The organism is Hymenobacter sp. J193, assembly GCF_024700075.1.
Taxonomy (GTDB): domain Bacteria; phylum Bacteroidota; class Bacteroidia; order Cytophagales; family Hymenobacteraceae; genus Hymenobacter.
The window spans coordinates 3,927,144-3,940,745 of record NZ_JAJONE010000001.1 but is presented as its reverse complement, the minus strand read 5'-3'; the positions used below and the strand labels follow the sequence as shown (position 1 = coordinate 3,940,745).

The window sequence follows — 13,602 nt, the reverse complement described above, 5'->3', positions numbered from 1 at the left end:
CGCACCGGCATTTTTCATGACGTTTCTGCAATTTTCTCAATCAAATCTGCTGCGGGGCACTACGCTGCTGGTACTGCGGCGGCATGGGCTGTATGTGAGCCAGCGGCGGCGCAACGGGGTAGCGTGGCTGGAAAGCGAAATTCCCTACGAAGAGCTGCTGCCCGTGACGCTGGAATATGCCGTGCCCGGCCCGCTGGCGTTGCCCCGGCCTCTGCTGTGGGTGCTTATGTGGCTGGGGGTACAGTTTGGCATTCATGCTATGCAGCATGGGGCGGGCTTGGCCGAATGGGTAGCCGTGCTGGCGTTTGGCGCGGGCCTGAGCCTGGTATACCTGGGGCGCCGGTACCTGGGCCGGAGCGTAACGCTCAGCACCAACCGCCTGCGCCTGACGCTGCGCGACCAGCCCGGCCGCCGCGACGCACTGGTAAATTTCACCGATGAGCTGCGCCGCCGCGCCCACGGCTACCTGCGCGACGAATACGCCCAGGTAAACCCACTGGGACCTATCGAGCTGCAGCTGCACCGCCTCAACTGGCTGCACCACCTCAATGTGCTGTCGGAAAAGGAGCTGCGCACGCTCAGCACCCGCCTCACCGGCCGCCTGTCGCTGGACTCCATCAAGCTCATGGGCCAGGACCTGGAAACACCGTATTTGAATTGAGAGCTTAGAGCTGAGACGTTAGAACTTAGAATCATGAAGCTACACTAAAGCGAATGAGCGGCGCTTATCGTTCTGGCAACGCGCCAGCGAACGATAAGCGCCGCTCTTCTCTTGGCTCTAAGTTCTAACTTCTCAGTTCTAAGCTCTAAGTTTTAAACCTACCCCAGAGCCGTAACGCCGGGAAGCTCTTTGCCTTCCATGTACTCCAAAAGGGCGCCGCCGCCGGTGCTGATGTAGCTGACTTTCTCCGAGAAACCAAGCTGGTTGACAGCCGCTGCCGAGTCGCCGCCGCCGATGAGGCTGAAGGCGCCCTGCTCGGTGGCATCGGCAATGGCCTGGGCTATGGTTTCGGTGCCTTTGGCGAAGTTGCTCATTTCAAACACGCCCATCGGACCGTTCCAGAGGATGGTTTTAGAGTTGCGCACCACCTCGCTGAATGCCTTGATGGAGTCGGGACCGAGGTCGAGGCCCATCCAGCCGTCGGGAATCTGGTTGTTTGGCGTCACTTTCGTTTCGGCGTCGTTGGCAAACTTGTCGGCAATAAGGCTGTCGGTGGGCAGCAGCAGATTCACGCCTTTGGCTTTGGCTTTTTCAATCAGTTCCAGCGCCAGGTCCATCTTGTCGGCCTCCAGCAGCGAGTTGCCGATGCTGCCGCCCTGCGCTTTGGCGAAGGTGTAGGCCATGCCACCCCCGATGAGCAAGTTGTCGACTTTATCGAGCAGCTTTTCGATGATGAGGATTTTGTCGGAAATCTTGGCTCCACCCATGATGGCGGTGAAGGGACGCTCGGCCTCTTCCAGCACTTTTTTGGCGTTGTCCAGCTCGCCCTGCAGCAGGTAGCCGCCCACGCGGTCCTCGGCGGCAAACGACTCGGCAATAACGGCCGTGGAGGCGTGCTTGCGGTGGGCCGCCCCGAAGGCGTCGTTCACGTACACGTCGCCGAGCTTGGCCAGCTTGGCGGCAAATTCAGCATTGCCTTTCTCTTCCTCGCCGTAGAAGCGCACGTTTTCGACCAGCAGAATCTGGCCGGGCTGCAGGGCCTGGGCCTGCGCTTCGGCGTCCAGCGCATCGGTCGCGAACTGTACTTCCTGTCCGTACTCCTCACCCAGGCGGGCTACAATGTGCTTGAGCGAGTACTTATCCTCGGGGCCACCTTTGGGCCGGCCCAGGTGCGAGAGCAGCACGACCGAGCCGCCATCAGCCAGGATTTTCCGGATAGTGGGCGTAGCGGCCCGGATGCGGGTATCGTCGGTGATGGCGAAGCTTTTGTCGAGCGGCACGTTGAAATCTACGCGCACCACGGCGCGCTTGCCGGCGAAGTTGTACTGATCGAGGGTTTTCATGGAACAGGAATTGGGTTTGGCTGGGGCGAAGATAGGTAATGAGGTGACACGCGACCGGTGAGTAGTTGTCATTACCAGGGGATACATCCGCCTTTGGTTTGTTGTGCCTTCTTGCAATGACAGATGTTTTACCTTTGCCCTTGATATGAAAATTGGCATCTTCTTCGGTGGCCCGTCGCGCGAGCGGGAAATCAGCTTCGCGGGCGGCCGCACCGTGTACGATAATCTGGATAAGTCCTTGTTTGAGGCCGTGCCCATATTTGTGGACAGCCGCGGCAACTTCATTCAGCTGGAGTGGGAATACATCTATAAAGGTACTATCCGGGACTTCTACCCGCCCGTGTCGGCGCTGCCGCCCGCGGTGCTGCCGGTGCAGATGTACTTCGAAAGCCTGGGCAAGCTGAGCCAGGATGAGCAGGACCGCATCATCTCCGAAGTTGGCCGCCGCGTGGAGCCCCGGGAGCTGGCCGGCCTTATGGACTTCGCCTTCCTGGCTTTGCACGGCCCGGGCGGCGAGGATGGGGCCATTCAGGGCCTGCTGGAGTGGTACGGCATTCCGTACTCGGGCTCCGGCATTCTGCCCTCAGCCTTCGGCATCGATAAAATTGCCCAGAAAAAGCTGCTCAAAGCCCTCAACCGCCCCACGCCCGACTTCCGCCTTATCACTGCCGAAGAATGGGATGTGGCCGCCCCCCAGGCCACCCTGGATTACCTAGTGCGGGAGCTGGGGTTGCCGCTCGTGTTCAAAGCCCCACGCCAGGGCAGCAGCATTGGCATCAGCATCCTGCGCGAAGCCGATGTAGCCAAGTTTGCCACGGCCGTAGAGCGCAGCCTGTTCCACAAAACTGTATCACAAGCAGAGTGGCAGGCGCTGTCGGACCCGCAGAAAACCGTGTGGCTGCAGCAGCTGGTGGATATCCGCGAGGGTATCGGTCTGCCCGTTGTAGTTTCTAGTTCCTCGTTGCTAGTTGCTAGTTCGAGCGACCAACCAGAAACCAGAAACCGGAAACCAGAAACTCAACTGATTTACCAGCCCGAGCAGCTGCTGAATGCGCTGAATGAGCGGCTGCAAACCGCCGAGGCGGTGCGCCTGACCAGCGTGGAGGGCGAAACTCAGGTGCTGGTGGAAAGCTTCGTGCAGGGCCGCGAGTTTTCGTGCATCGTGGTGGAAGACCCCAGCGGGCAGCCGCTGGCCCTGCCGCCCACGGAGATTGTAAAGGGCGAGGAAATGTTCGACTACCGCTCGAAATACCTGCCCGGCCTGGCGCGCAAAATTACGCCTATTGACCTGCCTGAAGCGGAAATTCAGCGCATCCGGGAAGCCTGCGAGGAAATGTTCCGCACCTTCGGCTTCCAAGTATATGCCCGCCTCGACGGGTTTATAGTTTCTGGTTCCTCGTTGCTAGTTGCCAGTTCAAGCGACCAACCAGAAACCAGAAACCAGAAACCAGAAACTCAGCTATTCCTCAACGACCCGAACACTACGTCGGGCATGCTGCCGGCTTCGTTCTTTTTCCACCAGGCCGCCGAAATCGGGCTGAACCCCTCGCAGTTTCTCACCTATTTGATTCGCACTTCGTTGGCAGCGCGGCGGCGGGCCGGGCTGCGACCGGTGAAGCTGGCGGGTTTGCTGGCGCAGTTGGATACTGCTGTGGCGGCCCGGGCTTCGGAGGATCGCACCCGCACCAAGGTGGCCGTGATAATGGGCGGCTACTCCTCGGAGCGGCATATTTCGGTGGAAAGCGGCCGCAACATCTTCGAGAAGCTCAGTTCCAGTGTCAAGTACGAGCCGGTGCCGGTGTTCCTGACCGGCAACAGCCAGGAGTTTCGCCTCTATGTGCTGCCGATCAACGTGATGCTCAAGGACAATGCCGACGACATCCGCGAAAAAGTGGAGCACATGGAAACGGGCCACGGTCTGCATCCTATTCTGGAGCGCATCCGCCGGGAGGCCTCGGCCATTACCAGCACCTACGCCGGTCAGCCCACGGCCCAGCCCCGGCGCGTGTCGTTTGAGGAGCTGGCGGGCATGGTAGATGAGGTGTTCATTGCCCTGCACGGGCGCCCCGGGGAGGACGGCGCCCTGCAGCGGGAGCTGGAAAAGTTCGGCCTGCCCTACAACGGCTCGGGCGTCGAAAGCTCCAGCATCACCATCAACAAGTTCGAAACCAACAAGCGCCTGCGCGAAGCGGGCCTGCGCGTGGCCGAGCACCGCATGGCCAACCGCCTGGAGTGGGACGCCGACGCGGAAGTCTTCTACCGCAGCCTGGAAACGCAGTTCCCCTACCCCTTCATCGCCAAGCCCGCCGACGACGGCTGTTCCTCGGCCGTGAAGAAAATCAAGAACCGGGCGGAGCTGGAAGCCTTCACCCACCTGATTTTCCGGGAGCAGGAAGACCTGATGCCCGCCGAAGCCACCACGCTCAGCCTGGGCTTCAAGGAGGAATTTCCGCAGAAGGAAGCCTTCCTGGTAGAAACCCTGATTGACCGCGACGGCGCGGCCCACTTCCTGGAAGTGACCGGTGGCCTGCTCACGCACTGGGACGAGACCGGAGAGCTGAAAATTGAGGTGTTTGAGGCGTCCGAGGCCCTGGCGACCGGCGAGGTGCTGAGCCTGGAAGAAAAATTCCTGGCCGGCGAAGGCCAGAACATTACCCCGGCCCGCTACGCCGCCGACCTCACGGAGCGCCAGCGCGTATCGGAGGAAGTGAAGAAGGAGCTGCGCCGGGTGGCTGAAATCCTGAATATTCAGGGCTACGCCCGCATCGATGCGTTTGTGCGGGTGCGCCAGACCGGAGCCGTGGAGGTGATTATCATCGAGGTAAACTCCCTGCCCGGCATGACGCCCGCCACCTGCATCTTCCACCAGACTGCCCTGGCCGGCTACACGCCCTACGACTTCATCGACCGGATTCTGGAGTTCGGCAAGCAGCGCACGGAAAAGGCTCAGGTGTAACCAAAACTGTCATTCCGAGCAAAGCGAGGAATCTGAGGTAAGCCGGTGAAGGATAACCCCAGATTCCTCGCTTTGCTCGGAATGACAGCATCAATTGAAACTCTGCTGGCTTCTCTCCGGCATAGCTGCCAAATTCCTAGCTTTGCCAGCTACTCGCGCCTTCTACCTCCTTTTCTATCATGTCTTTCTTTAAATCGGATACGCCCCTGGATGTAGTGAAGCACCTGGCCGCCATTGCGGCGCTGGTGGCCCTGCTGGTGCTGGGCTTTTTCTACGTGTATCTGCCCTTCACCACCAACCACGGCGAAACCATTGTGGTGCCTAAAATCACGGGCATGAACCAGGAGGCTCTGGAGGATTACCTCGACGAGCGGAACCTGGCCTACTTCGTGGACGACAGCAGCTACGATGCCACCGTACGGCCCGGCACGGTGCTCACCCAGGAGCCGCGCCCCGGCGACCGGGTAAAGGAAGGCCGCAAAATCTACATTGCGGTGGCTATGAAAAACCCACCCGTCATCAAGATGCCCAAGCTCACGGACGGCTCGGTGAAAAACGCCCAGATGATCCTGAAAAGCTATGATCTGACCGTAGGTCAGATTCAGCTGGTACCTGATCTGGCTCAGAACGCGGTGCTCAAGCAACTGGTGAACGGCAAGGAAATAGCGCCCGGCGCCCCTATTGCCAAAGGCACAAAAGTGGACCTGGTGGTAGGCGACGGACAGGGCAACCAGGAATTTCCGGTGCCCAACGTAGTGAATATGCCCGCCGATGAAGCCGCTACCCTGCTGGCTGGCCAGGGCCTGCTGGTGGGTGCTACCTTTTATCAGGCGCCCGAAGAGGGCCAGACCGAAGGCACCGTGGTGCGGCAGCGGCCGGTATCAGCGCCCGGCGCTACCATCCGCACGGGCCAGCTGGTAGATTTGTGGGTGGCCGGCGAAGCGCCCATCAAAGAAGTGAAGTAAGCCCCTTATTCTGTCTGAAAAAAGCCCGCCGCCGCACTGGCCGCGGGCTTTTTTCGTTGAGTGGTTCTCGTGTCATGGCGAGCAGCGCGACGCCATCCGTCCTAGGCAACGTACCAGGCCCTGAAATGCGCTGAAGCGTGGCCAGCGCCAGGAATTGACGGAGCAAACCCTGTGTCTGGTGCTGTTCAGGATGGATGGCGTCGCGCCGCTCGCCATGACACGAGAACCACATTAGCACATCCATCCAGTAACTTGCCCACGATGAAGCGTATTTCTATTGTTTATGGCGTGTTGCTGGCGGCCCTGCTCTCGGGCCAGCACGCGTGGGCGCAGGAGGTCAGCCCACTTTCAACTGATCCGGCCCGCAAAGCGCCAACTCCACGCGGGGGCGTGGCAGCTCGCCGGACTGCCCTGGCGCTGCCATTCTTCGATGACTTTGCCCAGCAGTCCGAAGGCAACCCCAACGCCGAGCACTGGGAGCCGAAGGGCGGCGTGCTGGTCAACAACCGATTTCCGGTAGCGGCGCCCTCACGCAACGTGGCCACGTTCGACGGGCTGCGGGCCAATGGCAGCCCTTACGGCAGCTCCACCGTGTACAGCGACACCGACACGCTGACCTCCGTGCCCATCGACCTAAGCGGGCAAACGGCGGGCTCGAACGTGTACCTAAGCTTTTTTTGGCAGGCGGGCAGCATCGTGGGGGCTCCGTCGGCGGCCAGCTCCTCGCGCACCGTGGCCCTGAGCCTGGAATTTCTGGATAAGAACAACATCTGGCAAACCATCTGGACGCAGCGGAGCACGGGTCAGCGCACCGAGTTTGTGCAGGAAATATTTCCGGTGACCGACGAGAAATATCTGCACGCGGGCTTTCAATTCCGGCTGCACAGCATCGGCAGCCAGGCCTTCACCCGCGACGCCTGGAGCATCGACTACGTGCGCCTGGACCGCAACCGCTCGGCTACCGACCTGGCTTTTTTGGACTTTGCCACCAGCGCCCCGCTTTCGTCTTTGCTGAAGCGCTACGCCAGCATGCCGGCCGTGCAGCTGGCCGCAGCTTCTTCCCCCGCCGAGGAGCTCAACGACCAGACCACTACCACCATCAACAACTTTGCCGTGAGCCCCGAGCCGACGCCCATTGAGTGGCGCGGCACGGCCCAGAGTCTGCCCAACGGCCCCGAGCTGCCGTACGTGACGGGCAACCGCTCGGTGGATGCCAACTCCCGGCAAATCCCGATTACCGGCAACCTGCGCACCGTAGCAAGCCAGCTGCTGACCGGCGGGCCCCAGCGCATCCGCCACACGCTGGTGCTCGACGCTCGGGAAACCAACCCGCTCACGCAACCCAACGACTCCATTTCGCGCGTAACGGAGCTGGCCGACTACTACGCCTACGACGATGGCACCCCCGAAGCGGCCGTGAACCTGCCAGCCTTGTCCAATGGCCCCCTTTCCTATTTTGCTTACCGCATCGACCTCAACCGCCCCGACCAGGTGAAAAGCGTGCTGCTGTACCCTGAGCTGCCCAACGCGGCCGGCCGCAGCATTACGGTAGCCGTGTGGGAGCTGGGGGCCGATGGCAAGCCCAAGCCTGAGGCTAAAGCCACGGCTACGCTCAACGTACCCGCTACGGCCGGGGAAAGTGGGTTTATCGAAGTGAAATTCGCCAGCCCGGTGCCCGTGAGCGGCTCGTTTCTGGTGGGCTACGGGCAGCCGTCCATCGGCCAGTTCGTGCGGTTTGGGCTGGATCTGAACAGCACCGTTCCCCAGGATTACCTGTTCTACCAGGCCCAAAACGCCTGGACGACTACCAGCACCACGCCCGCCGGCGCCCCCATGATGCGGCCGGTGATGTCGGGGGTAATAACGGCCGGTACGGCTGCGGCTGGTGCCGCTACGGTAGCGTTGTATCCCAACCCCAGCGCCGGGGTGGTGCGGGTGCAGGGCCGTTACCTGCGCGCTACCGTGCTCGATGCGCTGGGCCGCCTGGTGTGGCAGCAGCCCGCCGCCGAGGCCGGTCAACCTGAGCTGCGCCTGACGGGGCTACCGTCCGGGGTGTATCTGGTGCAGCTGGAGCTGCCGGGCGCGGGCCGCGTCACACGTCGGCTGGTGCTCACGCGCTAAATTCGTTGCGGTGGCCACAGCTAGTGGCAGGCAGCCTCTTTCTGCTAAAATCCGCACCTTTGAGCTGGGGTTTTCCGGCTCCCAGGAAGCACCATTTTTCTAACCTGCCACCTTCACCTTGCCTTTTTATGGCTGATATCACCCCTACCGAACTCAAACAGCGCCAGGCCGCCGGCGAAAAGCCCACCATCATCGACGTGCGCGAAACCTGGGAAAATGAGGAAGCCCGCATCGACGGCAGCCGCAACATTCCCCTGAACGAGCTGCCCGGCAAGCTCGACGAACTGGAGGATCTGAAAGACCAGGAAGTTATTGTGCACTGCAAAAGCGGGGGGCGCTCGGCCTCAGCCAAGGCATTTCTCACCCAGCAGGGCTTTGGCAACGTGCGCAATCTGCTGGGCGGCATGCAGGCCTACCAGCAGACCTAAGCGGCTTTGTTTTCCTGCGACTGTATGGGACCCGGCACTATGCTGGGTCCCTTCGTTTTTGGGCCGGCGGGCAGTCGGCTGAACATTACCCCCTAAATTTTACTTACTCACTACTAATCGATTAGTTGGAGAAGTTAATTTTAATTGCACACAATTAAACATTCTACAACCAAACCCGTTAACCTTGCTGAAACGATGAACAAGCCGACTTCTTCTGCCGACCATCCGGACCTGCTCAAGCTGGAAAACCAGCTGTGCTTTCCGCTGTATGCCGTGTCGCGGATGTTTACCAAAGCCTACCAGCCCTTCCTGCAGGAAATGGACCTCACCTACCCGCAGTACCTGGTGCTGCTGCTGCTGTGGGAACACCGTGAGCTGACGGTGAAAGCCCTGGGCGACAAGCTGCTGCTCGACTCAGGCACGCTTACGCCCCTGCTCAAGCGCATGGAGCAGAAGCAGTGGGTGAGCCGCCGCCGCGACCCGCGCGACGAGCGTTCCGTCATTATTAGCATTCAGCCAGCCGGTGAGGCGCTGCAGCAGCAAGCCTGCCGCATTCCTGAGCACTTGATAGAACGCCTGCAGCTGTCGGTTCCCGAGTTTGAGGCTCTCCGCCAGCAGCTCAACACCTTGTTAACCCGGCTGACCTAGCGCAGCCATTTACTTTTTCTTCACTATGAAAATCGAGAAAATCTTCACGGCCCAGGCCAAGGCCAAAGGTGGCCGCGACGGTCAGGTAACGTCCAACGACGATGTGCTGAACCTGGCTCTGAGCACCCCAAAGGCTATGGGCGGCCCCGGCAAAGCCGGCGCTACCAACCCCGAGCAGCTTTTTGCCGCCGGCTACGCAGCCTGCTTTGAGGGTGCGCTGGGCGTAGCTGCCCGTCAGGCCGGCGTACGGCTCAGCGACGTGACGGTAGAAGCCCTTATTGGCTTTGGCAAGGCAGAAGATGGTGGTTTCGGCATCTCGGCCGATCTGCACGTGAACATTCCCGGCGTAGCTCAAAGCCAGGCCGAGCAGCTGGTAGAAGCCGCTCACGGCATCTGCCCCTACTCGCGTGCTACCCGCGGCAATATCGAGGTGACGCTGGTTGCCACGACCAACCCGGCATAGTATCTAAGGCAGCTTCAGCTTTACAATAAACCCCGACTACCAGCTTAGTTGGGGTTTATTATTTTGCTCCGAGCTACTGCTTTTCAGCTCATTCACCTTATTTCCAACCGCCCATCAGTTGCGTAGCGCAGCTCGCCTAGCTCCACCAGCTCCCGCAGCTGCGCCGTTACGGCGGTGGCCTGACCGGGCTGGAAATGGGTGAGCACCTCGCGCGGGGTTTGGGGCATGGCTTTCAGCAGGGTCAGCAGCTGGTCGCGCAGGCTCGCGCTGGACGCCGTTGGCTGGCGGGCTTTTTTGCGGGCCAGGCACAGGTCGCACACACCGCAGGCCGGCGCCTCCAGCTCCCCGAAATACTCCAGCAGCAGCTGTTGCCGGCATTGCCCGCCCGCCGCGTAGCGAATCACCGACTCGGTTTTGTGCAGGGCCAGCTCCCGGGCCTGATGGAGGCGTTTCTGCTCCAGCGGCAGCTTGGCCGCATCGAAGCGGGCCGTAGTAAACATAGCCTGCGGCGACTCGTGGCGCGGCTGAAACTGGATGATGCCCGAGCGGTGCAGAAACAGCAGCATCTTGCGCAGCTCCACCACGCTCAGGCGCAGATGCTGGGCCAGGCTGTTTTCCGAAATCCGCTGAAAGCCCGCGAACAGCTCTCCGCCGTGAAACCGTAACAGGCTTTTGATGAGCTGGTCGTGCTGGGCGTTGGCCACCTGAAACCGGTACAAGTCGTTGTGGTCGATGGGAATGTGCACACGGGCGGGATTGTTCACGGCCTCATTCACCTGCACGAAGCCTTCCCGCTCCAGCAGGCGCAGGCTGTTGTGCGCATCCAGAGCCTTGATACGGTAGGTTTCGGCAAACTGCTGAATGTCGAAATCGAAAGCCACCAGCTCGCCCCCACCCACAGCCGTGCGCGAGAAGTTAGCCAGGGCCTGATACACCCGGCGCACCACCTCCAGCTCGGGAAACGCCTGCCGGGTGCGGCGACGCAACTCGTCGGCGTCGTTGGGGCCATGCAGCAGCACCGCAAAGGCGTACTTTTCGTCGCGGCCGGCGCGGCCAGCCTCCTGGTAGTAGGCCTCCAGGTTATCGGGCGCATCGAGGTGCACCACGAGGCGTACGTCGGGCTTATCAATGCCCATGCCAAAGGCATTGGTGGCCACTATGCACCGCGTTTTGTTGGCCATCCAGTCCTGTTGGGTGCGGGCGCGCAACTCGGCGGGCAGACCGGCGTGGTAGGCGGCGGCGGCCACGTTCTGCTGGCACAGATAGGCCGCGGCGTCCTCGGTCTGACGGCGGGTGCGGGCGTATACAATGCTGGTTTTGTCGGGCCCCACGCCTCGTACCACTTCCAGCAGGCGCCGCAGCTTGTCTTCCGTGTTCAGCACCGAGTACGACAGGTTGGGCCGGGCAAAGCTTTGCTGAAACACGCTGTGCGTGGCGCCGAACCGCAGCTTCTCTACAATGTCCCGGCGAACCTGCTCCGTGGCGGTGGCCGTGAGGGCTATGCAGGGCACGCCGGGCAGCAGCTCACGTAGCTCGGCAATGCGCAGGTAGGGTGGCCGGAAGTCGTAGCCCCACTGCGAAAGGCAGTGCGCTTCGTCCACGGCCAGCAAGCTCACCTTCATCTTGCCCACCCGGGCCCGAAACATATCCGTGAGCAGCCGCTCCGGCGACACGTACAGGAACTTTACCGGGCCATACACGCAGTTATCCAGCGTCTGGTCGATTTCCTGGTGGCTCATGCCCGCGTACACGGCTTCGGCCTTGATGCCGCGCTTGCGCAGGTTGTCCACCTGGTCTTTCATTAGGGCAATGAGCGGCGAGACCACCACGCACAGGCCGGGCCGGGCCAGGGCCGGCACCTGGAAGCAGATGCTCTTGCCGCCGCCCGTGGGCAGTAGCGCCAGCACATCCTGCCCCGCCAGCACCGCCCGAATGATATCCTCCTGCAGCGGCCGAAACGCGGTGTGCCCCCACGTCTGGCGCAATACGTGCAGAATATCGTCGGTGGGCGGAAGCATAGCGGCAAAGGTAGAGTGTGGCCGGGCGCTACGCCAACAGCCAACAAAAAAGCCCGGCTCCTTGCGGAACCGGGCTTTCCAGTATAAATAAGAGCCTTAGGCAGCCGTGGCAGCCTGACCGTTTTCGCGGTCTTCAATGGCTTTCTTGAGCTTGGCAATGGCGCCCGTGGCCCGCTCCTCGTCCAGACGGTTGATATTCAGCAGCATCTTGGTCTTTTCCTGACGGGTGATGACCGGATGGTTAAGCAGCCGAATGATTTCCTCCTTCTGCGGGGCCGAGGCGTAAGCGACCGGAGCAGGCTCGGAAGCAACGGCAGCCGGGGTCAGCGGCTCGGCGGGCACCGCCTTCATGGGCGTCACGGCAGCGGGAGCAGCCACCGGAGTTGCAGCAGGCTTGGCTTCAGCGGGCGTGTTTCCGCCATAGTCCATTTCCTCAGCGGGCGTGGGCTCATAGCCGGCAGCTCGGATAATCCAGGCCAGGATGTTGCGGTAGGCTTTGCCAATGGCCCGGGTCTGAGCCATACTCATAATGGCAAACTCCTGGTAGAACTTCTTGCCCTGCTCCTTATTGGAGCAGATGGCAAACCCGGCCCCTACCGTGTGGCCGCTGCGCATATCGAACAGCGTCACTTTGGCCTGATACTTAATTTCAGCTTCCGTGGAAACGTTGATGACGTGGTCTACGATGGGCACAATACCCAGACGCGACCCGGCGTACTGCCAGCCTTCCACGTTCACGAACTCCTTGCCCTGCACCGTAGTGCTGAGCTTGTTGTCCTTGATGAATTTAGCCAGGTCCGTCGCCAACTGGAGCGTCTCGTCGGAACGCGAGATGTCAAAGCTCTCCACTTTAGTCTTACGAACCGGCTCTTTGATGTTCTTGGTTGCTTCGCTCATGGCGTCTTTCCGTTTATGTCCTGTAGTACCGTATTGTGTTACGTGAAGATAACGAACCGACCACGTAAAAGGTGCAAAAACAGCATGGTTTTTTAGCAAATTTTCTCGTTGAATATCAGCTAATTACAAGCATCAATTCAATATTTAATAGTCAGCCAATATTTTTAGCATTCAAACATACCCTTAAATGGATACCTGAAGCCTGAAATCAACATCAATTACCCTAATTCAGACAAGAAAAGACGGCCACTGCTACGTCTCGAAAACGCGGCAGCGGCCGTAGCTGAATGGCCCGGCACAAACGGGCGCATTACCAGGGGTCAAAGAAACGCATCCAGAAGTTACCTTCCGGATGCGTTGTATACGCGGGGCCAATGGTAGAGGTTATGCCAGCTGCCCTTCCCAGATGTGGCCGTCCTTCATCACAATCTTGCGGTCGGCCATTTCAGCCAGCTGGTCGTTGTGGGTCACAATCACGAACGTCTGGCCCAGCTCCTTGCGCAGCAGAAAGAAAATCTGGTGCAATTCCTGGGCATTCTGGGAGTCGAGGTTGCCGCTGGGCTCGTCGGCGAAGATGATTTCGGGGGAATTGATAAGGGCGCGGGCTACGGCCGTACGCTGCTGCTCACCGCCGCTCATTTCGCTAGGTTTGTGGTCGGCGCGGCGCTCCAGGTTCAGCATCCCGAGCAATTCGCGGGCCCGCACCCGGGTTTCTTTTTCGGAGCGACCGGCCAGGTATGCCGGCAAACACACGTTTTCGAGGGCCGTAAACTCGGGCAGCAGGTTGTGAAACTGAAAGATGAACCCGATGTGGCGGTTGCGAAACTTGGCCAGATTGGAGCGGCTGAGCGAGTTGATGGGCTCACCATCGAAAAGCACCTCCCCGGAATCGGGATTGTCGAGCGTACCTAGGATGTGCAGGAGCGTGCTTTTGCCGGCCCCGGACGACCCGACGATGGACACGATTTCGGATTTTTCAATCGTCAGATCAATGCCCTTGAGGACTTCCAGCGTGTTGTAGCTTTTACGAACGTTTATGGCTTGCAGCAAAATCGGGAGCAAATAAGGTGAGCCGCGGGTACGGAAAACAAATCTACGTAAT

11 protein-coding genes are annotated in these 13,602 nt (G+C 60.4%); 7 read left to right on the top strand and 4 right to left on the bottom strand.

Annotation, left to right across the window (positions count from 1 at the left end):
* The first annotated feature begins 16 nt into the window (after positions 1 to 16).
* Complete coding sequence (locus LRS06_RS17240; protein WP_257872624.1) at positions 17 to 661, top strand: hypothetical protein; 645 nt, start codon at positions 17 to 19, stop codon at positions 659 to 661.
* A gap of 158 nt (positions 662 to 819) precedes the next feature.
* Here the strand turns inward: LRS06_RS17240 and pgk are convergent, their stop codons facing one another.
* The gene (gene pgk / locus LRS06_RS17235) at positions 820 to 2,004 is read right to left on the bottom strand and encodes a phosphoglycerate kinase (RefSeq protein ID WP_257872623.1); all 1,185 of its coding nucleotides are present in this window, start codon (positions 2,002 to 2,004) and stop codon (positions 820 to 822) included.
* Between the two features lie 145 nt (positions 2,005 to 2,149).
* Between pgk and LRS06_RS17230 the strand changes: the two genes are divergently transcribed.
* The 6 genes from LRS06_RS17230 to LRS06_RS17205 all read left to right on the top strand — a co-directional run bounded on the left by LRS06_RS17230 (position 2,150) and on the right by LRS06_RS17205 (position 9,585).
* Positions 2,150 to 4,960 (top strand): D-alanine--D-alanine ligase, encoded by a 2,811-nt coding sequence (locus LRS06_RS17230; RefSeq protein WP_257872622.1) that lies wholly within the window; start codon positions 2,150 to 2,152, stop codon positions 4,958 to 4,960.
* A 179-nt stretch (positions 4,961 to 5,139) separates the two neighbouring features.
* The gene (locus LRS06_RS17225) at positions 5,140 to 5,925 is read left to right on the top strand and encodes a PASTA domain-containing protein (RefSeq protein WP_257872621.1); all 786 of its coding nucleotides are present in this window, start codon (positions 5,140 to 5,142) and stop codon (positions 5,923 to 5,925) included.
* A 261-nt stretch (positions 5,926 to 6,186) separates the two neighbouring features.
* On the top strand, positions 6,187 to 8,046 hold the full coding sequence (locus LRS06_RS17220; protein ID WP_257872620.1) for a T9SS type A sorting domain-containing protein: 1,860 nt from the start codon (positions 6,187 to 6,189) through the stop codon (positions 8,044 to 8,046).
* Between the two features lie 128 nt (positions 8,047 to 8,174).
* A complete protein-coding gene (locus tag LRS06_RS17215; RefSeq protein WP_257872619.1) occupies positions 8,175 to 8,474 on the top strand; it encodes a rhodanese-like domain-containing protein in 300 nt (99 codons plus the stop codon).
* A 195-nt stretch (positions 8,475 to 8,669) separates the two neighbouring features.
* Entirely contained in the window at positions 8,670 to 9,122 is a 453-nt protein-coding gene (locus LRS06_RS17210; RefSeq protein WP_257872618.1) for a MarR family winged helix-turn-helix transcriptional regulator, read from the top strand.
* 25 nt (positions 9,123 to 9,147) lie between these two features.
* On the top strand, positions 9,148 to 9,585 hold the full coding sequence (locus LRS06_RS17205; protein ID WP_257872617.1) for an organic hydroperoxide resistance protein: 438 nt from the start codon (positions 9,148 to 9,150) through the stop codon (positions 9,583 to 9,585).
* Between the two features lie 92 nt (positions 9,586 to 9,677).
* On the opposite strand, the gene LRS06_RS17200 is transcribed toward LRS06_RS17205, so the two are convergent.
* From LRS06_RS17200 to LRS06_RS17190, 3 genes are all read right to left on the bottom strand, one after another.
* The gene (locus tag LRS06_RS17200) at positions 9,678 to 11,603 is read right to left on the bottom strand and encodes an ATP-dependent DNA helicase RecQ (protein ID WP_257872616.1); all 1,926 of its coding nucleotides are present in this window, start codon (positions 11,601 to 11,603) and stop codon (positions 9,678 to 9,680) included.
* Positions 11,604 to 11,699: 96 nt separating this feature from the next.
* The gene (locus LRS06_RS17195) at positions 11,700 to 12,500 is read right to left on the bottom strand and encodes a hypothetical protein (RefSeq protein ID WP_257872615.1); all 801 of its coding nucleotides are present in this window, start codon (positions 12,498 to 12,500) and stop codon (positions 11,700 to 11,702) included.
* Between the two features lie 384 nt (positions 12,501 to 12,884).
* Positions 12,885 to 13,550 carry an ABC transporter ATP-binding protein gene (locus LRS06_RS17190; protein WP_196956910.1) on the bottom strand — a complete coding sequence of 222 codons (666 nt, stop codon included), beginning with the start codon at positions 13,548 to 13,550 and terminating at the stop codon, positions 12,885 to 12,887.
* Positions 13,551 to 13,602 lie beyond the last annotated feature (52 nt).